Below are 21777 nucleotides of genomic sequence, written 5' to 3'. Positions count from 1 at the left end.
GTGCGGGATTTTGATATCCAGTACCGGCGTTATTGATTCTACAGGGGCTTGGGGGTGTAGCCACCAAATATACTATTCGTTTTCTGCTTCGGCAAGTTTGTTAAGGATCCACTCCCGATTGATAACAATGTCCTCATCATCGCGGAGATCCTTGAAATCATTGCAGTGTGAAGAAGCAAATTCATACATATTGTCAATGTCAACTGCACCAGTGATCTTACCCTTATTAATGATGGTTTATTCCATACGAGAATAAAAATAGAGTAGACGAATTATTTAGCAATCTTCATCAAATCTTTATTTTTTTCTGTTAGGTTATATTTCAGTAAGAAATGAAATATGGAAGGAAGGATAGTAAAGATGGAAATGATGTTGCAGACACAAAATTTGTGTAAATATTTTAGAAAGCAGAAAGCGGTAAATAATGTTTCACTTAATATAGAAAAGAAACAGATTTATGGACTGCTTGGACCGAATGGTGCGGGAAAATCTACCACATTGAAAATGTTGACTGGTATGATGAAACCAACTGCAGGAAAGATTTACTTTGATGGAAAACTTTTGGATAGGAAAGATTTATCAAAAATAGGAGCGTTAATTGAGAATCCGCCTATTTATGAAAATCTTTCCGCCAGAGAGAATTTGAAGGTAAGACAATTATTGCTTGGTACAGATGAAAAAAGAATTGATGAGGTCTTGCAGATTGTATCACTTACAAACACCGGAAAGAAGAAAGCAGGACAGTTTTCTTTGGGAATGAAGCAAAGACTAGGCATTGCAATGGCATTGCTTGGAGAACCGGAACTTTTGATATTGGATGAACCTACGAATGGATTAGATCCAATAGGCATCGAGGAATTACGAGAGCTGATCCGGTCTTTTCCGGAACAGGGAATCACTGTAATTCTCTCCAGTCATATTCTCTCAGAGGTACAGTTACTTGCAGATAAAGTCGGGATTATTTCAGGTGGAATCTTAGGATACGAAGGAGCATTAAAGCAGGGAGATAATCTTGAAGATTTGTTTATGAATGTGGTAAGAAAAAACCAGAAAGCAGGTGAAATCCATGGTTAATATTATAAAAGCAGAACATCAAAAAGCCAAAAGAACCATGCGAAAAAAGTTTATCTGGGGATTTCCTCTTCTTACATTTGTCATGGCATTTATATTTACTCTTGGGATGACAAATGCTTATGCAGAAAGTGTTTGGAACTGGTGGTATACACTTTTGCTGCCGGGGATGATTGCTCTATTTTGTTATCTTTCTGTGGCGCAGGAGAAAAAGATAAAATACTATCATTTAATGACTATTCCCACAGATAGAAGAAAATTGTTGCTGGGGAAAATTATTTATATTGGGTACATGATTTTGTTTTCTAATGTGATTGTGTTTGCAGGAGCAACGCTTGGAGGCTTTCTTCTAACGACACATGTTCCAGTTGGAGGAGCGTTGATTGCAGTATTGTTTCTGACGGTTTCTGAGTTATGGGAGATTCCGGTAGCTTTATTTTTAAGTGAACGATTTGGAATGATTGTAAACCTGTTCGTCTGCCTGTTTATTACCGTCAGCGGTGTGGTAATATCACAAACCAGAATCTGGTATGTACTTGTTTCTGCAATCCCTATGCGAATGATGTGCCCGTTGCTTCATGTTTTACCAAATGGACTTGCCGCAGAAGCAGGGAATCCTCTTTTGGATACGGGAGTCATTGTTCCGGGAATGTGTCTCTCAATCATCTGGTTTGTTTTTGTAACGGTTCTGTTTTTGAAATGGTTTGAGAGAAGAGAGGTGAAATAAGATGATTGGAAGATCTCTTAATGCAGACTTGCGAAAGATGAAAGGAACATCTGTGATTCTGGCACACTTACTGATTCCGATTATAACCAGCGTTATATTTTTAATATATTACTTTTTTTCACCATGGAATGAAAATATGAAAGTGATTGCATTTTATCAGGCAATAGGAGCAGGACTTCCGGTACTTATTGGAATTTTTACAGCAAGTGTGATGGAACAGGAACAAAATGCAGGTGATTTTCAAAATCTGTTGTCTTTACCGGATAAACCTGCAGCATTTTTATCGAAACTGTTGATGCTACTGGTTTTGTGTCTGTGCTCTATCCTATTGACAGCAATCATATTCGGAATTGGATTTGGAAGAATCGCATCAAGCGATATCGAAATCATGAAAGGATGTATATTTGCAGCATTGCTGCTGTGGGGAAGCAGTGTTCCACTTTATCTGTGGCAGCTGATTCTGGCTTTTCAGTTTGGAAAAGGGGTATCCATTGGAGCAGGGATTATATCAGGACTAATTAGTGCATTGATGCTTACCGGACTTGGAGATTATGTGTGGAAATATGTATTTGTCTGCTGGACGGGTAGAGTACCATATACTTATCTGCAATCTGTATTGGGAGAAACTAGTGTAGGTGAATGGTTGTCATTCATACCAGGTTGCTTAATATTTATAGGGATTAGTATGGTATACTATTTTTGGTGGGTAAACCACTGGGAAGGAAACAGAATATCGGAATAGAATCGAGGGAAACTATGGCAAAAATACTGGCAGTTGATGATGAACCGGCAATTTTGGAAATGATAGAAAGCATTTTGAATAAGGATGGACATCTGGTTACCAAAGTAAGTAATCCACTAAAAATTAATATGGAAGAATTACATCGTTATGACCTGATTTTACTGGACATTATGATGCCTGGAATTGATGGCTTCGAATTATGCAAAAGAATTAGGATACTTGTGGATTGTCCGATTTTGTTTCTTACGGCAAAAACCGAGGAAAACAGTCTTGTAAACGGACTTTCTTTAGGAGCAGATGATTATATTTCAAAGCCATTTGGAGTGATGGAACTTCGGGCAAGGATCAATGCACATCTTAGAAGAGAGCACAGGGAACATTCTGTCCGGATGGTTTTGGGGAGGGTCTGTATTCAAATATCTCAAAAGAAACTATTGGTTGATGATAAGGAACTTCCTCTTACGAAAGCGGAGTACGAAATCTGTGAATTCCTGGCTAAAAACAGAGGACAGGTTTTCTCGAAGGAACAAATATTGGAAGCGGTCTTTGGCTTTGACAATGAGAGTAATGACAGTACTATAATCACGCATATCAAAAATATAAGAGCAAAATTTGCGGATTATGATTATACACCGATAAAAACAGTCTGGGGGATTGGATATAAATGGGAAGAGTAAAGAGAAGCAATGCACTCAGCTGGATTTTTATGAGATATGTACTGGTCATGCTTGGATCATTAGTAGGTTTGGTGATTGTTGCTTGGCTGCTGCTGTACCTTTTGATTAGTGTGGGCTGTATCTATCCGGCGAATTATGCAGAGCAAAAGATTAATGAAGCATATGATACGATTTTACGTGCGGATAAAGTAACTGCTGAGATGATTCCTGCACTTTGTGATTATGTAATCTTTTCAGAGAATGGAGAGAAAATAGGTGGAGATCTGTCAGAACAATACGAACAGATAGCATGGAATGTTGCAAAGTACGGAAACGCATCCGGGAAATATTTTTATAAAGTAATTGTAAGGGAAAATGAATATGTTGTATTGCAATATCGCCTGACACCTCAATATCATTCAGCTTTTTTGAGGGAGCATTTTATAGGACCACAGAATGTGATGAGTATTATGTCAGTGATTGGAGCGGTAGCGATTATCATCATTCCGTCCATACGTTTTGGAAAAAGAATCAAAAAGCAGATGCAGCCTGTATTAGACGCAATCAGACAAATAAAGGATCAAAATCTGGAATATGAGACATCCTGTTCCGGTATCAAAGAGTTTGATGACTGTTTATCGGCAATCGATGATATGCGAGATGCATTGCGAGAATCTTTAGAAAAGCAGTGGAAAACAGAGCAGGAAAAGAAACAACAGATGTCTGCTTTGGCGCATGATATTAAAACACCTCTTACGATTGTACGGGGAAATGCAGAACTACTTTCAGAGACTGAACTGACCACAGAACAGAAGAATAATATCACTTATGTTTTGAACGGCACAACACAGATACAAAGTTATGTAAAACAGTTGATAGATGTCACAAAATCATGGAATTGCAGTGATGTTACCTATACAACGGTGAGGTTAGAAGATTTTTTCGCAGATATAAAGGAACAGGCACTCGGACTGGTAGAAATCTATCACCAGAAGATAGATTGGAAGGCGGGACAAAGTGATAAAAAGGTAACGATTGCTTATGATCCAATGTTCCGAGCCGTAATGAATGTGATTCAGAATGCAGTGGAGCATACAAAAGAAAATGGAATCATTTATATTGACGCAAAGGAGCAGGATGGCCGGCTGACATTCATTGTGGAGGATAGCGGATCAGGATTTACAAAAGAAGCATTATTGCATGGCACAGAGCAGTTTTTTATGGATGACACAAGTAGAAATGGCGAAGCCCATTATGGGATGGGACTATTTTTTGCAAAAACTGTGGCTGAAAAATATGGTGGAGGTATTAAACTTTCGAATTCTGAAAATACAGGTGGGGCGAGGGTAGAAATATTTTTCCTGAGTAGTCAGGAAACAAGCTAAATGAAAAGTCTAATCCCCCAGCATGGCTGGGGGATTAGACTTTTCATTTATACGGATATTCGCAAACTACAAGATAAAGCCAAAACTTCATATACTCTAACAGTTAGCGAAAGATGCCAGAGCAGTATACCATGTCAAACGAATTGTGTTAGTTAATCTGGATCTTATTGATGAATATCTGGAAGCATTCCGTGATGAAGAATTTTGATGAAAGAACAGGAGGAACAACTATTCCTCGAAAATTGAGAATTACATATGTTCAATTCTTTGTATTAGGTATATATTTTGAAAAGTTATCCGGTTATACTGACAATATCAAAAGGCAGAACTGTTAGAATGAGGTGAGCAGATGGATACAGCACAGAGAATAAGGATAATTCGGATGATTGAAAAAATAGAGAAGAACCCAGAATTCAGTAGTAAAATCGGTGTGAGAAATACATCTGAGTTTATATCAAGTAAACAATCAAAAAAATGAATGATTCAAATCATAACAGGAGTCAGAAGGAGTAGAATATGTTATCGTTATTATTTGCTATATGCATGATTTGGTTTATTGGAAAATTTTTTATATTTGGTGTAAAAGCATCCTGGGGAATCTTAAAGCTGCTCTGTACAGTTGTATTTTTCCCGGTGATTTTGATAGGAATGGTTGTTGGCGGACTGATTTATATTGCACTTCCATTGTTGATCATCGGCGGAATCATTGCACTTATATCATCTAACTCATAAAAATACGAGGAGGGAAGAAATTATGGGATATGATATAGAAAAAGAGAAACGAGAAGCGATTGAAGCAGGACAACGTGCGTTAAGTAGTCTTCGGACAGCAAAAGAGAACCTGAACAGTGCAAAGAATTGGGGCTTGGTGGATATGTTTGGCGGTGGATTCTTTTCTACGATGTTGAAACACTCCAAGATGGATCAGGCCAGACAAAATATGGAACAGGCGAAATATGATCTTCGTAATTTCAGTAGGGAATTAAATGATGTGAACATGGCTTGTAATTTAAACATCAATACTGGAGACTTCTTATCCTTTGCAGATTATTTTTTTGATGGATTTGTTGTGGATTGGATGGTGCAGGATCGAATCAATAATGCCAGACATCAGGTGGAAGAAGCTATCCGCAGAACGGAATACATCATAAACCAGTTACAGCATATGTAAAGGAAAGAGGCAGTGAACCATAAATAGGTTCGCTGCCTTGTTTTTTCATACTTATTTCTGTTTCTTTTTTTCTTCTCTGAGCAATTCGATGTTTAGTCCCTGCTCTCCGGCTGTTTTATCAACCCAGAGATTCAGAGAATCTATTGCCAGAGAAATTTCATCCAGTTTGTTGCTGATAAAAGCAAAATCCTTGATCTCATCATCACTGATCTTACCGTCACGGGCAATCTGGATCAGACGTGTGGTAAGAGGATTAATCTCATTCAGACTGGCAATGGTTTCCAGGATTATATTGGACAAGTCAGAAACTTCGACTTCCGGGACATAACGGTGACCGATTTCGCATTTATGAGAGCAGTAATAATTGCAGAGATCTGGTCGCCCGTAAGCGTCTGCCATCTGGATAATATCATAAGGTGTAGGTTCCTGCATTTCATATTCAAATTTTTCAATTTTAGAATCAGAAACAGCAGTCATTTTTTCGCTGGCTTCTAATCTGGTAAGACCGGCTTCTTCCCGGCAAATCTGATAAATTGTTTTATTTTCTCTTGTAGATTGTTTCCCCATGAGAATAACCTCCCCGTATATCGCCGAACATGAGAATTATCAGGTGTTAAGTCCACATGCTGTGCGTGTATTTTCTTTATAGATTTTATTATACTTGAAGCATCAGTAAACAACAAGTGCATTGTTGATACGGAATTATGAAAGGAAGAAAAAACATGAGGAAAACTAGAAGTGATTGTAGAGTAGGAACATTTGAAAAGAAGCATGGTCTTCCACCGGGGACTATTAGAAACAAAAATGGAAGAGATACCAGAAGTGGCAAAAAAATTGGCACCATTCGCAAAGAAGCAAAGTAGGAATATAATCATGGAAAAGAAAATAAGAAAAAGATATCATTCAGAAGAAGCTGTAAAAAAAGCGTTAAAAATTGAATCATTTCGAAATTTAACAAAGGATAAAGTGATGGAGTTTACATCTATGATTCCATATATGGAAAAGGAAGTGGCGCTTGAAATAATAAAGCAGTTCCCAGTATATGTAGAGTTTGTGGAATCAGCAATAGAAAATTATACACAGTTATGCAAAACAATTTTAGAAACAAATAAAGAAGAATATGAACAAGCAGTTCATGCACATCAGTATGTTCTTGAGACCTTCGCAAATCAGCTGGAACAAGAAAACTTAACAGAGGAGGAAAGAAGGGACTTTTCTGAAAAAATGATGGAAGAAGCTGATAAAATAACGGAATTATATTTACAGCAGCAGAAATTTCATGAGCGAGTGTTCAAGACGATTGGGGGAGTTGTAACATTAGCTTTGGGAGTGACGGTAACAATGTTAGGTTTAAAAGCAATTGGTAGCGATGAAGATTTACCTCAACTAGATGATGAGAATCAGAATGTTGCATAATAGCTTTATCTATAATTGAAAACAACAAGATGGAAAGGCTCAGGAAAAAGTATTCTGGGCCTTTTGTCTTAGAAGGATAGCAGTATAAAAGAGCAGGGATTTTTATACCCCACCTATTGATATACACTGTAACCGTCAAAGAAGATTAAATCATAAAATTCAAAGAAATGGAGGAGTTGGCAATGAAAGGTTTTAACACTGGTGATGGTTACATGGGATTGGAGACTGTGAGAAAAAGTCTGTAACACTTTTTCTATGCGAACCCTACAAAAATATTAGAAGAATAACGTATGCAAAACTTCCTGTTTGCCAACTTGCCCTTTGAGAGAGGAAAAATCCTTTTCTCAAAGGGCTTTTTTGTTTATACGGATATTCGCAAACTTACAAGATAAAGCTAAAATTTCATATACTCTAAGCACAAGGAGGTTGAGGTTTATGAGCCAAACAGCACAGTGTCTAAGGCATATAAGCCACGAACCTGGTATACATTCTGCCAAATGGGAACAATGACGCAGGGTATCTGTAAATTAAAAAATAATGAAAAGAAGAATAAAAAAATACAACACGAAAGGATGCGTCAAGGTAATGCAAGAATTATCGTGATACATCCTTTTGTATTTGGATTGAGTATTTTTCTTTCCCTGCTTGTCAAAAGTAATGGATGGAATGTATAATATTGTTAATGATCCAGAGATATTTATTTTGGAAACAGCTTAATCAATTTGGAGGTATAAAATGAAAGCACATAAGTATTGGTCAATCGGAGCGTTAATTACTATGATTGGAACTTTTTATACTGGATATAAAGGATCCAAATCAGGTCATAGGTATTTTGCGTGTAGCACTCTTATATGTATGATCATGTCTATGTATACGGGACATAAAATGATTTCAGGTAATAAAAGAACAAGAAAACAGGTGGAAAATACAAAAGCGGAGGAATAGTAAATGTTAGAGTTAGGAAAAAAAGCACCGGACTTTGAATTGCCGGATCAGAATGGAGAAATGCATAAATTAAGCGATTATGCAGGAAAAAAAGTGATCTTATATTTTTATCCAAAGGATAATACACCAGGATGTACGAAGCAGGCATGTGGCTTTTCTGAGCGTTATCCACAGTTTACTGAGAAGGGAGCTGTTATTCTCGGAGTAAGCAAGGACTCTGTAGCGTCTCACAAGAGATTTGAAGAAAAATACGGACTGGCATTTACGCTATTAGCAGATCCGGAGCGTAAAGTTATTGAAGCATATGATGTCTGGAAAGAAAAGAAAAATTATGGAAAAGTATCTATGGGTGTAGTAAGAACTACATATCTTATTGATGAGCAGGGAATCATTATAAAGGCAAATGATAAAGTCAAGGCGGCAGATGATCCTGAAAATATGCTTAAGGAATTGGCATAATGAAGATTATTTTATCACCTGCAAAAAAGATGATTGTAGATACCGATAACTTAGCACCGGTTGAACTGCCTGTCTATATTGATAAGACAGCAGAAGTATTAAACTGGATGAAAAGCAAATCAAAAGAAGAACTGAAAGCTATCTGGAAATGTAATGACAAGATTGCAGAGCAGAACTTTAACAGATTGGAAAATATGGATCTTTATAACAGGCTTACTCCGGCTGTTTTAGCATATGAAGGGATTGCATTTCAATATATGGCACCATCTGTGTTTGAAATCCAGCAGTTTGAGTATTTGCAAAATCATTTAAGAATCTTGTCTGCGTTTTATGGCATTTTAAAACCAATGGATGGTGTGACTCCTTATCGTCTTGAAATGCAGGCAAAGGTTGGAATTGGAGATGCAAAAAATCTGTATGAGTACTGGGGAGAATTGTTATACCGCTCAATAATCGATGACAGCAGGATTATCATTAATCTTGCATCAAAAGAATACTCAAAATGTATAGAAAAGTATCTGACACCACAGGACAGATATATTACGATTGTATTTTGTGAGTTATCCGGAGATAAATTGGTAACAAAAGGTACCTATGCCAAGATGGCTCGTGGTGAAATGGTCAGATTCATAGCGGAAAATAATATTGAAAATCCGGTGGAGATTCAGAAGTTTGACAGACTCGGATATTCGTTTAGGTCTGATTTATCTTCAGATTCAGAATATGTATTTGAACGCAAAATAAAATAGTTATTCAGGTAAAAGATGCTCAGTTTGACAGTTTTTGTAATAATGAGAATTATTACTATTTTTATTGACAGCAGGATGATGGTGGTATATAATCCTTATTAAGAACTAATCCTAATAAGGAGGACGAATGACAAGTAGGAGAAATACCATTCAAAAAGATCTCGTAAGAAATACCGTATACGAAATGAGAAGACACGTTACGGCGAATGAAGTGTATGAATTTATAAAAGAAGCATATCCAACAATTGGAAAAGGAACTGTATATAGAAATCTTGATATATTGGTAGAGGAAGGTGCATTAAGAAAGGTTGAAGTTCCGAATGGACCGAACCGATTTGATTTTACATTGAAAAATCATTACCATGTAAGATGTATAAAGTGCGGTGAAATTTTTGATGTGGATATGGATCAAATACCGGATTTACTGGAAAGAATTCATAACACTCATGGAATTGAATTTGTGGATTATGATATTTCATTTAAAGGGATTTGCCCGAAATGCAGGGAGAAGGTAAAGGAGGAACAGCATGGATAGGAAAGCAATGTATAAGTTGAGTTATGGACTGTTTATATTGACCGCTAAAGAAGCAGAAAAAGATAACGGATGCATCATTAATACAGCCATTCAGGCAGCTTCGGAACCAAACCAGTTAAGTATCTGTGTAAATAAGGCAAATTATACGCATGATATGATTCAAAGAACCGGAAAATTTACTGTATCAGTCTTAAGTCAGAAGGCACAATTTGAATTGTTTAAACATTTTGGCTTCCAAACAGGAAGAGATACCAATAAGTTTGAAGCCTTTGAGCAGTGTGCCAGGGGCACAAATGGTATTTATTATATTACAGAAGGTACAAATGCATACATTTCTGTGACAGTTACTAAAACAGAGGACTTGGGTTCACATACGATGTTTATCGGTGAGATAACCGATATGGAAGTTTTAAGCAATGTTCCTTCAGTAACATATGATTATTATCAGAATAATATTAAGCCTAAGCCACAGGAGGTTGGAAAAACAGAGGACAGTCAGACAATATGGCGTTGCAGAATTTGCGGATATGAATATGTAGGCGAGGAATTACCAGATGACTTTATATGTCCTTTGTGCAAGCACCCGGCATCAGATTTTGAAAAAGTAGTAAAGAAAACGGAGGTAAAAGAGATGGCAGCAAACAAATATGCAGGAACACAGACAGAGAAGAATTTACAGGAGGCATTTGCAGGGGAATCACAGGCAAGAAATAAGTATACCTATTTTGCTTCTGTAGCGAAAAAGGAAGGTTACGAGCAGATGTCAGCATTGTTTTTAAAGACTGCAAATAATGAGAAAGAACATGCAAAGATGTGGTTCAAGGAATTAGCAGGAATTGGTGATACAAAGGAAAACCTGGTGGCAGCGGCAGAAGGCGAAAATTATGAGTGGACAGATATGTACGATGGCTTTGCTAAAACAGCTGAGGAAGAAGGATTCCCTGAGCTTGCAGCAAAATTCAGGGCAGTAGGTGAGATTGAGAAGCACCATGAGGAAAGATATCGTGCACTTCTTAAGAATATTGAAACTTCACAGGTATTTGAAAAGAGCGAAGTTAAGGTATGGGAATGCCGTAACTGCGGACATATTGTGGTAGGAACTAAGGCGCCTGAAGTATGTCCGGTATGTAATCATCCACAGAGCTATTTTGAAGTACATGAAGAGAATTATTAAGGAGCTGTCGGTGCGTGTGCAGCATTGACCAATGTGTTCATTTGTGTGGCACTGGGAGCCGGTGTCGGAGCCGGTGTGCTTGTGAGCCGTTATTTCGGAGCCAGGGAGTATGGCAAAATGAAAACAATCGTGTCAACCTCCTTGATTAGCTTTTTGCTTCTAAGTATAGTCCTTGGTGTTTTTGGCTTTTTCTTCGCCAGCTCGATGATGAGTGGACTGCAAACCCCTGCCGACATACTGGATGATGCAGTACTGTATCTGCGGGTCTATTTTGTGGGCTTTCCGTTTCTGTTTATGTATAACATTCTTTCTACCATGTTCACCTCAATCGGCGAATCCAAAATTCCGCTAGGACTGCTGATTTTTTCGTCCATCCTGAATATTTTAATGGATCTTTGGATGGTAGCTGGGCTAGGTCTCGGTGTGTTCGGTGCGGCTATTGCAACCCTGATTGCACAGGGAATTTCCGCAGTGTTTTCGCTTTTGATTTTCTTTGCACGGATGCAGCAATATAAAAGCCCCTTTAACAGGTTTGAACGGCAGGAGCTGTATTCCATGCTTCGCATTGCGGTGCCGTCGGTTTTACAGCAGTCCACAGTGTCCATCGGTATGATGATTGTGCAGGCAGTGGTAAATCCTTTCGGTACACAGGCACTCGCTGGGTATACAGCAACGATGAGGGTGGAAAATGTTTTTTCATTGATCTTTGTATCTATCGGTAATGCGGTTTCGCCGTATGTTTCCCAGAATCTTGGCGCAAAGAAAATTGATCGTATCAAAAAAGGCTACCATGCTGCGCTGGTGCTGGATCTGTGCTTTGCGGCCATTGCGTTTGTGACCATTGAAGCGCTGCATACGCAGATCTCCTCACTGTTCTTAGGAAAAGACGGAACGGCGTTTGCCTATCAGGTGTCTGGTGATTATATGAGGTGGATTGGTTACTTTTTCATCTTCCTGGGTATCAAGATGGCAACCGATGGAGTTCTTCGCGGTCTCGGAATTATGCGTCCGTTCCTCGTTGCAAACATAGTGAATCTTGCGATTCGTCTGTCCGTTGCCCTAATCTGTGCACCACGTTTCGGCATTGCCTTTGTCTGGCTTGCGGTACCAGTTGGCTGGCTTGCAAACTTTTTAATCTCCTATGTGGCTCTTAGGAGATCATGGTCGACTGATAAAATGGCATCCATTAGTTAACTTCAAGTTTGTCTGACTCACAACAATTTAATAGCAAACAAATACAAGCACCAATCAGTGTTTTTTGTTGTATAATATTTTTGTCGTACAGGGTCACTTTCCTTTGTAATGTTTTGGGTCAAATTCATTATACATCAGAAAGTCCTGTACGATATTTTTTTATGAAAAAGTTGTAAAGTGGTGTCTTTAGCATTTAATCCATAAAAATTCTTCTTACATTTGTTTATATGCACTACCCATTCAACCATTGAGTCAAGAATTGGCTTCAGAGTAGGTTCCAGTTCGCTGAGACTATATTCAACCCTGGGTGGAACCTCCGGGTAGACAGTACGGATAACAAGTCCGTCACTTTCTATGGAGCGTTTTTTTTGTTGATAATTCAAGATGCGGAAACCCTTAAAAATCAAGGACTTCCGCACTTTTTTTGTTTACAGAAAAATAATTTTGTAATCGCATACGCCAAATGGAGGAACACTAAGACGGAATCAATACACATGCACAATATCCGCTGGCAGGTTGAAAACAGTAGATAGTCAGAGTCTTGTTGATTTCCGGACTATAATCCTGCAGGATATGTTTATTGCCGTTTAATGCTACATCCGCATAAGTAACAAGCCATTTTTTATCCCCATTTTTAAAGACTTCATAAAAGGAACGATTCAACATTTCTGAAACGGGAACGCCCTCAACAACAGCCATTTCATCATTACAGTAACGGAATACAAAGTCTACACCATGTCCCTGTGCATCAAATACAAGTTCAATAATACAAAAAGCAAGTGGCATATCATTGAGAAAGCTACAGCTATTAAATAATTGAAGTGAGCTGTCTTCTGAAACCTCCGAATAGTTCTGCGCATTTAAACCAAGTGCCTTACGGATTTGTTTGTGCTGACGCAGATTACGTTTTCTCCCTTGAAAGACAGCGCCATCAGTCATTGTATAAAATCCTTCGTCGGATATATGAACAATTTGATTTTTTCGAAGAACAACGCCTTTTGAGATATTTAGAAAATCTTCTTCCGGCAAGTAAAGCATAAGTTCTTTTATCGGGATTGTAGTTGCAATGCTCTCTCCCGAGGAAAGCGTAATGATTGTGTGAGGATTCTGCCTGGTAAGGTAAAAAATATCTGAAATTTTGATATTTTTTCGTTCGAAATATAGTGGAACATTATAACGCATATGAGACCTTCCTTTATTGTGATAATTCTATATTACTATAGCTGTTTTGAAAATACAAGAGAGACAATTAAAACACAACAATTAATGTCAATAAAATGCATTTTAATTAAGATTTACCACGAATTATCGAAGAAACATTAAAAAAACGCAGATTTAAGTAAAAAAGCTTGCTTTGTAATTGCGCGCGTGATATTATAAAAAAGTAAAGTTGACTATACAGAACGAATCATTAGGCAGAGACAGAAATAGGAAGAGGAGTGCAGAATCAGAAAACCGGAAACTCGTCTGCAGAAGTAGTAGCCTGAGATGTGGATATCGAGGAGGAAGAACCTTCCGAGGAAAACGAAAGCACAACAAATGCGAAAACAGGAGATGAGAGCAAAGCAGGAATTTGGATTGCGATATTGCTATTTTCAATGATTGTGCTTAGCTGTGGAGTAAAACATAAAAAAGATATGTAGTGAATTATCTAAAAAAGGATATAGAGGTTATGCAGGATCCTATTCATCTGCTTGTAGACTGCCGATCACAGTTTTACATTTCAGACATGATCAAAATCATGAAGGGAATCCAGCGAAATCACAGATTTCGGACAGGGGGATAATTTCCACTTGCGGCATGAGGCTTATCCTATTGTAATAACTAATCTATTTTAAAATTATGGAGGTCAGTATTTCCTTATTGTGAAACAACGACCTCTGCTTTTTATATCCAGGGAATCGGCATTTATGAGAAGACCGGTTCTTTTTACCACCTGCTGTCTGCCAGTATATAAAATTATGAAAAAGATTGCGAGCCGCTGCAACTATTTCTCGGAAATCCTGTCTGTGGTGGTGCTATGAAACAGCAGTTCATTGGATTAAGACATTGCAAATGCGGTATCAGTTGGAAGATATCCGGACAAAGGGTGATATATCCAGTAGAATAGTATAAGAAGGTATGATGGTATGAAGATATTAGTAATTCCTGATGTTCATCTTAAACCGCAGATGTTTAAACAGGCTACAGCTCTTATGCATCAGGGAATTGCCGATCGAGCGGTATGTCTGATGGACATCCCTGATGATTGGGACAAGCAATATAATGTCGGACTTTATGAAGAAACTTATGATGAGGCTATTCGGTTTGCAAAAGCATTTCCGGAAACAGCCTGGTGCTACGGGAATCACGATTTGAGTTATCTGTGGCATTGTCTGGAGAGCGGTTATAGCTCCATGGCTTCACTGACAGTGCAAAGAAAGTTGTTGGATTTGCGAGAGGCTGTTCCAGAAGATAATCCCATTAAATATGTTCAGAGAATAGACAATGTTCTCTTTTCTCATGGAGGCGTACTGAATTTCTTTGTAGAGGAATATGTTCCGCGAGCAAAATATAATGATGTGGATGCTGTGCTAGAGACGATTAATCAGCTCGGAAGAATCGAGATGTGGAATGATGCATCGCCGATCTGGCTGAGACCACAGCATTCAAAAATGAGATTATATAAGCCACGTAAGTTGTTGCAGGTTGTAGGCCATACACCTATGGATGCAATTACGAAAGAGGGAAATCTGATTAGCACGGATGTGTTTTCAACTTACAGAGATGGAAAGCCGATTGGAACAGAGGAGTTCCTCTTGCTCGATACAGTGACATGGGAATACTGCGGAATTAAGATGTAGAATCCGATACGTAATTGGATGCATATTATGTCTGCGTCTCAAATACGCTGCTTCTTTTTCATACTCTGTAATGGAAAACCAACGAAAATCTCTTTTTACCTCAAAAGAAAGTAATAGCCACCAAAAATATCGGAAAAACTTTGTGAAAAAATAGAATTGTGTTTCGCAATGGTCCCCTGTAAAATAGCGGCAGGAGGAGAAAGAGAGAAAAGGAGCTTCTTAATCTTATGGGAACAAATGAAAAGAATATGACTGCGGGATCCCCCGGAAAACTGATCATAACGTTTGCCATACCACTGATGCTCGGAAATATTTTCCAGCAGTTTTATACGATGGCGGACACCATGATTGTTGGCCAGGTGGTAGGAGTAGAAGCGTTGGCGGCAGTAGGCGCCGGAGACTGGCTGGTCTGGCTGGTGCTGGGCATCATGACAGGTATCACACAGGGCTTTTCGATTCTTGTATCGCAGTACTATGGAGCAGGGGAAAAGGAAAATCTGAAATGTGCGGTGGCGAAAAGCTATATTATGACAGCATTACTGTCTGTGATTGTACTTGCAGTAAGTGAAGGCGCAGTTTATCACGTTCTTTTATTTTTGCAGACACCGGATAATGTTATTGATCTGACGATGCTATATTTGCGGCTGATTTTTGCGGGAGTCCCGATTATAGCTGCCTATAATATCTTTGCGGCGATCTTAAGGGCACTTGGAAACAGCAGATCTCCATTGATTGCAATGACCGTGGCAGCAGTGATCAATGTGGGACTTGACCTGCTGTTTGTGGCAGTTTTTGGCTGGGGCGTAGCCGGAGCAGCCGTGGCGACTGTTATTGCACAGGGATTTTCAGCCTTGTACTGTCTGCTTGTATTACGGAAAATCAGGGATATCCGACTGGAAAAGGAGGATTTTTACAGGCAGCCGTCTATGAGTCTGCGGCTTTTGAAGCTGGGGACTCCTCTTGCCATACAGAACGTGATCATTTCTGTGGGAGGACTTACGGTGCAGTATGTGATCAATGGCTTTGGCTTTCTGTTTGTAGCCGGATTTACGGCAACGAACAAGCTGTATGGAATTTTGGAGATGGCAGCCGTTTCCTATGGATATGCGATTACAACGTATGTAGGGCAGAATCTTGGCGCAAAGAAATATCAGAGAATCCGAAAAGGTGTGCGCAGCGGTACGTATATGGCAGTGCTCACTTCTGTTTTCATTTCCGGTATGATGGTGCTGATTGGGCGTAATATATTGTCTCTGTTTGTATCCGGTGAACCGGAGCAGATCCGACAGGTATTAGATATTGCATATAAGTATTTGTTTATCATGGCTGTCTTTTTGTGGATACTGTATTTGCTGCATGTGTATCGTTCCGCGATCCAGGGGCTGGGCAATACTTTGATTCCGCTTGCCAGCGGCATTGCAGAATTTGTGATGCGTGTCAGCGTTGCGCTGCTGCTGCCGAAATGGATCGGCGAAGAGGGAATATACTATGCCGAGATCTGTGCATGGAGCAGTGCGGCTGTTTTACTGATCATAAGCTATATGATTCTGATACGAAAATATAAAGATGCTAAAACGTCAGAAAGCTGATGCAGTCTCGCCTGCAAGAGGATTTTAGATCTCTTACCCCGCTTAAAGCATAAGTAAGAAATAATACAAAAAAAGCAGTGCTGCAGAACGCAAACTACAGGAAACAGATGGGAAGGCGTACCCGAGGTACGACAAAAATCTGTCATGCGGTAATTTGCGCTCTGTGGGACTGCTTTTTTGCATGATTCTTGGAGTTTTGGGGAATTACGACAAGAAATAACCAAAAATTTCAATAACTAATCCAAAAATATTCTATTTTTTTTCAGACCGCTTGTGATTATAATGAATTCATCAGCTAGGAACGAAGCGAATCTAGCAAAATCACCAAACGGGAGGAATAAAAATGAAAAGAAAAGCATTAGCAGCAATTATGGCAGTAGCTATGGCAGTATCCATGGCTGGTTGTGGAGGATCCACATCAGAGTCTAAAGATTCTACCCAGAAAACAGAAACAGCAGATTCTACGGCATCAACGGGCGGAAGCGTAGAAAACAAGGACAAACCTCTGTGCTGGTTCAACCGTCAGCCATCCAGCAGTGCTACCGGCGAACTGGACAAAGATGCTCTGAACTTCAACGGAAATACTTATTATGTAGGTTTCGATGCAAACCAGGGTGCTGAGCTGCAGGGACAGATGGTTCTGGATTACATCAAGAAAAACGCAGACACGATCGACAGAAACGGTGACGGCGTAATCGGATATGTTCTGGCAATCGGTGATATCGGACATAACGATTCTATCGCCCGTACACGTGGTGTTCGTTCCGCACTTGGAACAGGTGTAGATGCAGACGGCGGAGTAGATTCTACACCGGCCGGAACAAACGTAGACGGAAAAGCAAAGGTTGTGCAGGATGCAACTCTGGATGTAGACGGAAAAACATATACCATCCGTGAGCTGGCTTCTCAGGAAATGAAAAACTCAGCAGGTGCAACATGGGATGCTGCAACAGCTGGTAACGCGATCGGAACATGGACAGCTTCCTTCGGTGATCAGATCGATGTTGTAGTTTCCAATAACGATGGTATGGGAATGTCAATGTTCAATGCATGGGCGAAAGACAACAAAGTTCCTACCTTCGGTTACGATGCAAACAGCGATGCTGTAGCAGCAATCGGTGAAGGATATGGCGGAACAATTTCTCAGCATGCAGACGTTCAGGCTTACCTGACACTGAGAGTTCTGCGTAACGCACTGGACGGTGTAGACATTGATACCGGTATCGGTACAGCAGATGAAGCCGGCAACTGCCTGACAGAGGGTGAGGATTACAGATACAGCGAAGAAGAGAGATCTTACTACGCATTAAATATTGCTGTAACAGCCGATAACTACAACGATTTCACAGATTCCACAAAAGTTTACGATAAAGTTGCAAAACAGCTGGATGAAAGCAAGAGCCCATCCAAAAAAGTATGGCTGAATATCTACAACGCATCGGATAACTTCCTGAGCTCTACCTATCAGCCACTGCTGGAGAAATATGATGATCTGCTGAACCTGAAGGTAGATTACATCGGTGGAGACGGACAGACAGAGTCTAATATCACAAACCGTCTTGGAAACCCGAGCGAGTATGATGCTTTTGCAATTAACATGGTTAAGACCGATAATGCAGCAGCATATACATCACTTCTCTCCAAATAATTCGAGACAGAATAAGAGTGTAAATGGTGACGATTCGGAGCCATGCGAAATCGAGATGAGGTCTCTGAATCGTTACCGTAAATGAATGAAATTATAGAGGGGTGTCAGCAATGATACCCTTCTTTATTAAGAAAAGGAAGCGCAGCTATGACAGATGATAAGAATAAATATATCTTATCGATTAACGGCATGAGCAAATCGTTCGGTAGAAATAAGGTTCTGAAACATATCAGCATGAATGTCAAACCTGGAACCATTATGGGACTGATGGGTGAAAACGGTGCCGGAAAATCGACAATGATGAAATGCCTCTTTGGAACCTATCAGAAAGATGAAGGAACCATCGTATTGGACGGAAAAGAAGTGAATTTCTCCGGCCCGAAGGATGCACTGGAAAACGGAGTGGCAATGGTACACCAGGAGTTGAACCAGTGTCTTGAAAGAAGTGTTGTAGATAACATGTTCCTTGGAAGATACCCAAAGAATTCCGTTGGAGTGATCGACGAAGGAAGAATGAAAAAAGAAACATCAGACCTGTTCAGAAAACTGGGAATTACAGTTGATCTGACGCAGCCAATGAAGAAAATGTCTGTATCTCAGAGACAGATGTGCGAGATCGCAAAAGCGATTTCCTATCATTCCAAAGTCATTGTACTGGATGAACCTACATCATCCCTGACTGCACCGGAGGTTGAAAAACTCTTTAAGATGATGCGTCAGCTGAAGGCGCAGGGAATTGCTCTGATCTACATTTCACATAAAATGGATGAAATATTTGAAATCTGTGACGAAATATCCGTACTGCGAGACGGAAGCCTGGTCATGACCAAGCCAAGTAAAGAAACGGATATGAACGAACTGATCGCCGCCATGGTTGGACGTTCTCTGGACAACAGATTTCCGCCTGTAGACAATACACCGGGAGAAACGATTCTCTCCGTACAGAATATATCAACAAAATATGCACCGAAACTGCAGAACATCTCTTTTGATATCAAAAAAGGAGAAATTTTCGGATTCTATGGTCTGGTTGGTGCCGGTCGTACGGAACTTCTGGAGACAATCTTCGGAATTCGTACAAAAGCAGAAGGAAATATCGTATATGATGGAAAAGTACTGAACTTCTCCTCCCCGAAAGATGCTATGGATCACGGATTTGCTCTGATTACAGAGGAAAGAAAAGCCAATGGTCTGTTCCTGAAGGGCGATATTACATTCAATACTACCATTGCAAACATGAAGCATTATAAGAGCGGAGTCGCATTATCGCATGACAAGATGGTGCGTGCAACGGCTGAAGAAATCAAGATCATGCATACAAAATGTATGGGACCGGATGATATGATCGCCAACCTTTCCGGTGGTAATCAGCAGAAGGTCATCTTTGGTAAATGGCTGGAGCGTTCACCGAGCGTATTCATGATGGATGACCCGACACGAGGAATTGATGTTGGAGCAAAATATGAAATTTATGAACTGATTATCAATATGGCGAAACAGGGAAAAACAATCATCGTTGTTTCTTCCGAAATGCCGGAGATTCTTGGTATTACCAACCGAATCGGTGTTATGTCTAACGGACGTCTGGCCGGAATCGTAAATACCAAAGAAACAAACCAGGAAGAATTATTGAGACTCAGTGCTAAATACCTGTAACAGGAGGAAAATTGGAAATGGCAGAAAACAGCGTTATTATTTCGTCGGAAGAAGAAGCAAAGCTTTTGAAGCCGATCGATGAATATGTGGAAGAAATCCAGAAAAAAATCGATGCATTACGTGCAGACGGCTTTGACAAAGTGAGCGATCTGAAAAAACAGATCGCGATTGCAAAAGAAAACAAGAACTTATCCGCAACACAGAGAGATAAGATCATTGAAAACAGCAAAAAAGAGCTGGAAAATGCAAAAAAAGTAGAAGCAGACAACAAAGAAGAAATCAAAAAGCTGATCGCAGAGGCAGAAAGCTATCTGGCCGCGCATTACAAAAAGGATTATTACGACGTAGTAAACAAAAGCTGCAAAGCTGCAAAAGCAGAAGAAAACAGCAGATATGAGAAGGTCAAAGCAGATCTAAAGAGCGAGCATCAGAAAAAGGTTGCTTCTCTGAAGGGTGCAGAAGAGATTAAGGCTGAGAAATATGTGCTCAAAAATAAATTGTTTGATGCACAGATGGCTCACGAATCGAAGCTTCAGGAGATCAAGGACAGAAGACATGAAGCATTCATGCATAAATATCACCTGATCGACCTGTTGCGGGCTTCCAAATTTACATTCCCGCAGCAGAGAATACAGAAACTGGAAAATTACAGATATACCTTCGATTTATCTCAGTTCCTGTACAAAAACGGTCTGTATATTGTAATCATTCTGATCTTCATCGCACTGTGTATCATCACACCGATCGTTAAAAATACACAGCTGCTGACGGTTACCAACATCCTGAATATCTTACAGCAGGCATCCCCGCGTATGTTCCTTGCACTTGGTGTTGCCGGTCTGATCCTGTTAACAGGTACCGACCTTTCTGTGGGACGTATGGTTGGTATGGGTATGGTTACAGCAACCATCATCATGCATAACGGAATCAATACAGGTGCCGTATTCGGACATGTATTTGACTTCTCCGCTATGCCTGCTACAGCGAAAGCACTGTTTGCACTGTTAATGTGTGTAATCCTTACGACAGCATTTGCCATGATTGCCGGATTCTTCATGGCGAGATTCAAAATGCATCCGTTTATCTCTACCATGGCGAACATGCTGATCATCTTCGGTCTGGTTACCTATGCGACCAAGGGTGTATCCTTCGGTGCGATTGATTCTGCCATCCCGAATACTTTCATTCCGCAGATCGGAAAATTCCCGACCATCATTCTGTGGGCTGTTGCAGCAGTTGCCATTGTATGGTTTATCTGGAACAAAACAACTTTTGGCAAAAACCTGTATGCGGTAGGTGGAAACCCGGAAGCGGCAGCAGTATCCGGTATCTCTGTATTTAAAGTAACAATGGGAGCATTTATGCTGGCAGGTATCCTGTATGGCTTCGGTTCCTGGCTGGAATGTAACCGTATGGTTGGTTCCGGTAGTGCAGCTTACGGACAGGGATGGGATATGGATGCCATCGCAGCCTGCGTAGTTGGTGGTGTATCCTTTACCGGTGGTATCGGTAAGATCTCCGGAGTTGTAACCGGTGTACTGATCTTTACCTCCCTGACATATGCCCTGACGATTCTGGGTATTGATACCAACCTTCAGTTCATCTTCGAAGGTATCATTATTCTGGCAGCTGTAACACTTGACTGTCTGAAATATGTACAGAAAAAATAATGAAAGATTCATAAACAGATAGAATATAAGACAGCCCGGTCGTCCGATGGATGACTAGGGCGGTCTTTTATTCTGTTCTGGCAAAAATTTTTGTAACTATTCATTCAGCAGAGAGCAATCTTCTGCTATAATGAAGGAACAACAACG

The 21777-nt window shown here is 39.9% G+C and carries 21 protein-coding genes and 5 pseudogenes; 23 read left to right on the top strand and 3 right to left on the bottom strand.

Going from position 1 to position 21777, the window contains the following annotated elements:
• The first annotated feature begins 360 nt into the window (after positions 1 to 360).
• The 8 genes and pseudogenes from DXD92_RS14105 to DXD92_RS14075 all read left to right on the top strand — a co-directional run bounded on the left by DXD92_RS14105 (position 361) and on the right by DXD92_RS14075 (position 5752).
• Entirely contained in the window at positions 361 to 1074 is a 714-nt protein-coding gene (locus DXD92_RS14105) for a lantibiotic protection ABC transporter ATP-binding protein (protein ID WP_118640792.1), read from the top strand.
• Positions 1067 to 1798, top strand: coding sequence for a lantibiotic immunity ABC transporter MutE/EpiE family permease subunit (locus tag DXD92_RS14100; RefSeq protein WP_004853398.1), 732 nt, complete (start codon positions 1067 to 1069; stop codon positions 1796 to 1798). Before DXD92_RS14105 ends, DXD92_RS14100 begins: the two co-directional genes overlap by 8 nt.
• Position 1799: 1 nt before the next feature.
• Positions 1800 to 2540 carry a lantibiotic immunity ABC transporter MutG family permease subunit gene (locus DXD92_RS14095; RefSeq protein WP_118640790.1) on the top strand — a complete coding sequence of 247 codons (741 nt, stop codon included), beginning with the start codon at positions 1800 to 1802 and terminating at the stop codon, positions 2538 to 2540.
• A 14-nt stretch (positions 2541 to 2554) separates the two neighbouring features.
• Complete coding sequence (locus DXD92_RS14090; protein WP_005359225.1) at positions 2555 to 3217, top strand: response regulator transcription factor; 663 nt, start codon at positions 2555 to 2557, stop codon at positions 3215 to 3217.
• Entirely contained in the window at positions 3205 to 4581 is a 1377-nt protein-coding gene (locus DXD92_RS14085) for a sensor histidine kinase (protein WP_055145201.1), read from the top strand. Before DXD92_RS14090 ends, DXD92_RS14085 begins: the two co-directional genes overlap by 13 nt.
• A gap of 112 nt (positions 4582 to 4693) precedes the next feature.
• Positions 4694 to 4789: pseudogene (locus DXD92_RS19065) on the top strand (DUF6462 family protein); the annotation flags it as partial.
• 308 nt (positions 4790 to 5097) lie between these two features.
• Positions 5098 to 5313, top strand: coding sequence for a hypothetical protein (locus DXD92_RS14080; RefSeq protein WP_055221652.1), 216 nt, complete (start codon positions 5098 to 5100; stop codon positions 5311 to 5313).
• A gap of 22 nt (positions 5314 to 5335) precedes the next feature.
• Positions 5336 to 5752 carry a hypothetical protein gene (locus DXD92_RS14075; protein ID WP_055221654.1) on the top strand — a complete coding sequence of 139 codons (417 nt, stop codon included), beginning with the start codon at positions 5336 to 5338 and terminating at the stop codon, positions 5750 to 5752.
• A gap of 51 nt (positions 5753 to 5803) precedes the next feature.
• On the opposite strand, the gene DXD92_RS14070 is transcribed toward DXD92_RS14075, so the two are convergent.
• Positions 5804 to 6319, bottom strand: coding sequence for a helix-turn-helix domain-containing protein (locus DXD92_RS14070; RefSeq protein WP_055182202.1), 516 nt, complete (start codon positions 6317 to 6319; stop codon positions 5804 to 5806).
• A 192-nt stretch (positions 6320 to 6511) separates the two neighbouring features.
• Here DXD92_RS14070 and DXD92_RS14065 point away from each other — a divergent pair, with 192 nt between their 5' ends.
• The 8 genes and pseudogenes from DXD92_RS14065 to DXD92_RS14030 all read left to right on the top strand — a co-directional run.
• Complete coding sequence (locus DXD92_RS14065; protein ID WP_199696579.1) at positions 6512 to 7168, top strand: hypothetical protein; 657 nt, start codon at positions 6512 to 6514, stop codon at positions 7166 to 7168.
• A gap of 735 nt (positions 7169 to 7903) precedes the next feature.
• Entirely contained in the window at positions 7904 to 8113 is a 210-nt protein-coding gene (locus tag DXD92_RS19060; protein WP_021737557.1) for a DUF6219 family protein, read from the top strand.
• Between the two features lie 3 nt (positions 8114 to 8116).
• Positions 8117 to 8572, top strand: a complete 456-nt coding sequence (gene bcp / locus DXD92_RS14050) for a thioredoxin-dependent thiol peroxidase (protein WP_021737556.1) — start codon at positions 8117 to 8119, stop codon at positions 8570 to 8572.
• Positions 8572 to 9321 carry a peroxide stress protein YaaA gene (gene yaaA / locus DXD92_RS14045; protein WP_117805398.1) on the top strand — a complete coding sequence of 250 codons (750 nt, stop codon included), beginning with the start codon at positions 8572 to 8574 and terminating at the stop codon, positions 9319 to 9321. Before bcp ends, yaaA begins: the two co-directional genes overlap by 1 nt.
• A 127-nt stretch (positions 9322 to 9448) precedes the next feature.
• A complete protein-coding gene (locus tag DXD92_RS14040; RefSeq protein ID WP_055225693.1) occupies positions 9449 to 9856 on the top strand; it encodes a Fur family transcriptional regulator in 408 nt (135 codons plus the stop codon).
• A pseudogene (locus DXD92_RS19555) lies at positions 9849 to 10469 on the top strand (flavin reductase); the annotation flags it as partial. The gene DXD92_RS14040 and the pseudogene DXD92_RS19555, both read left to right, overlap by 8 nt.
• Before the next feature lie 18 nt (positions 10470 to 10487).
• Positions 10488 to 11030, top strand: a complete 543-nt coding sequence (rbr, locus tag DXD92_RS19550) for a rubrerythrin (RefSeq protein WP_243104913.1) — start codon at positions 10488 to 10490, stop codon at positions 11028 to 11030.
• Between the two features lie 3 nt (positions 11031 to 11033).
• Positions 11034 to 12224: pseudogene (locus tag DXD92_RS14030) on the top strand (MATE family efflux transporter); the annotation flags it as partial.
• 134 nt (positions 12225 to 12358) lie between these two features.
• Here the strand turns inward: DXD92_RS14030 and DXD92_RS19545 are convergent.
• A pseudogene (locus DXD92_RS19545) lies at positions 12359 to 12586 on the bottom strand (winged helix-turn-helix transcriptional regulator); the annotation flags it as partial.
• A 112-nt stretch (positions 12587 to 12698) separates the two neighbouring features.
• Positions 12699 to 13406, bottom strand: coding sequence for a LytTR family transcriptional regulator DNA-binding domain-containing protein (locus tag DXD92_RS14020; RefSeq protein ID WP_055267388.1), 708 nt, complete (start codon positions 13404 to 13406; stop codon positions 12699 to 12701).
• 308 nt (positions 13407 to 13714) lie between these two features.
• On the opposite strand from DXD92_RS14020, the gene DXD92_RS19715 reads away from it, so the two are divergent.
• The 7 genes and pseudogenes from DXD92_RS19715 to DXD92_RS13985 all read left to right on the top strand — a co-directional run bounded on the left by DXD92_RS19715 (position 13715) and on the right by DXD92_RS13985 (position 21630).
• The gene (locus DXD92_RS19715; protein ID WP_118640779.1) at positions 13715 to 13867 is read left to right on the top strand and encodes a sortase B protein-sorting domain-containing protein; all 153 of its coding nucleotides are present in this window, start codon (positions 13715 to 13717) and stop codon (positions 13865 to 13867) included.
• Between the two features lie 20 nt (positions 13868 to 13887).
• Positions 13888 to 13974, top strand: a pseudogene (locus DXD92_RS19710) (IS200/IS605 family transposase); the annotation flags it as partial.
• Positions 13975 to 14353: 379 nt separating this feature from the next.
• Entirely contained in the window at positions 14354 to 15067 is a 714-nt protein-coding gene (locus DXD92_RS14005; RefSeq protein ID WP_117762300.1) for a metallophosphoesterase, read from the top strand.
• Between the two features lie 227 nt (positions 15068 to 15294).
• Positions 15295 to 16656: an MATE family efflux transporter gene (locus tag DXD92_RS14000; protein ID WP_117761998.1), complete on the top strand. Its 1362-nt coding sequence runs from the start codon at positions 15295 to 15297 to the stop codon at positions 16654 to 16656.
• 343 nt (positions 16657 to 16999) lie between these two features.
• The gene (locus DXD92_RS13995) at positions 17000 to 18304 is read left to right on the top strand and encodes a substrate-binding domain-containing protein (protein WP_055228556.1); all 1305 of its coding nucleotides are present in this window, start codon (positions 17000 to 17002) and stop codon (positions 18302 to 18304) included.
• A 147-nt stretch (positions 18305 to 18451) separates the two neighbouring features.
• Positions 18452 to 19960, top strand: coding sequence for a sugar ABC transporter ATP-binding protein (locus DXD92_RS13990; RefSeq protein WP_055228555.1), 1509 nt, complete (start codon positions 18452 to 18454; stop codon positions 19958 to 19960).
• Positions 19961 to 19977: 17 nt separating this feature from the next.
• A complete protein-coding gene (locus DXD92_RS13985) occupies positions 19978 to 21630 on the top strand; it encodes a galactose/methyl galactoside ABC transporter permease MglC (protein WP_055228554.1) in 1653 nt (550 codons plus the stop codon).
• The last annotated feature ends 147 nt before the right edge of the window (positions 21631 to 21777 follow it).

This window comes from Blautia sp. TM10-2, assembly GCF_003480845.1.
In the GTDB taxonomy this organism is placed as follows: domain Bacteria; phylum Bacillota; class Clostridia; order Lachnospirales; family Lachnospiraceae; genus Fusicatenibacter; species Fusicatenibacter saccharivorans.
This window is presented reverse-complemented; position numbering and strand designations above follow the sequence as displayed.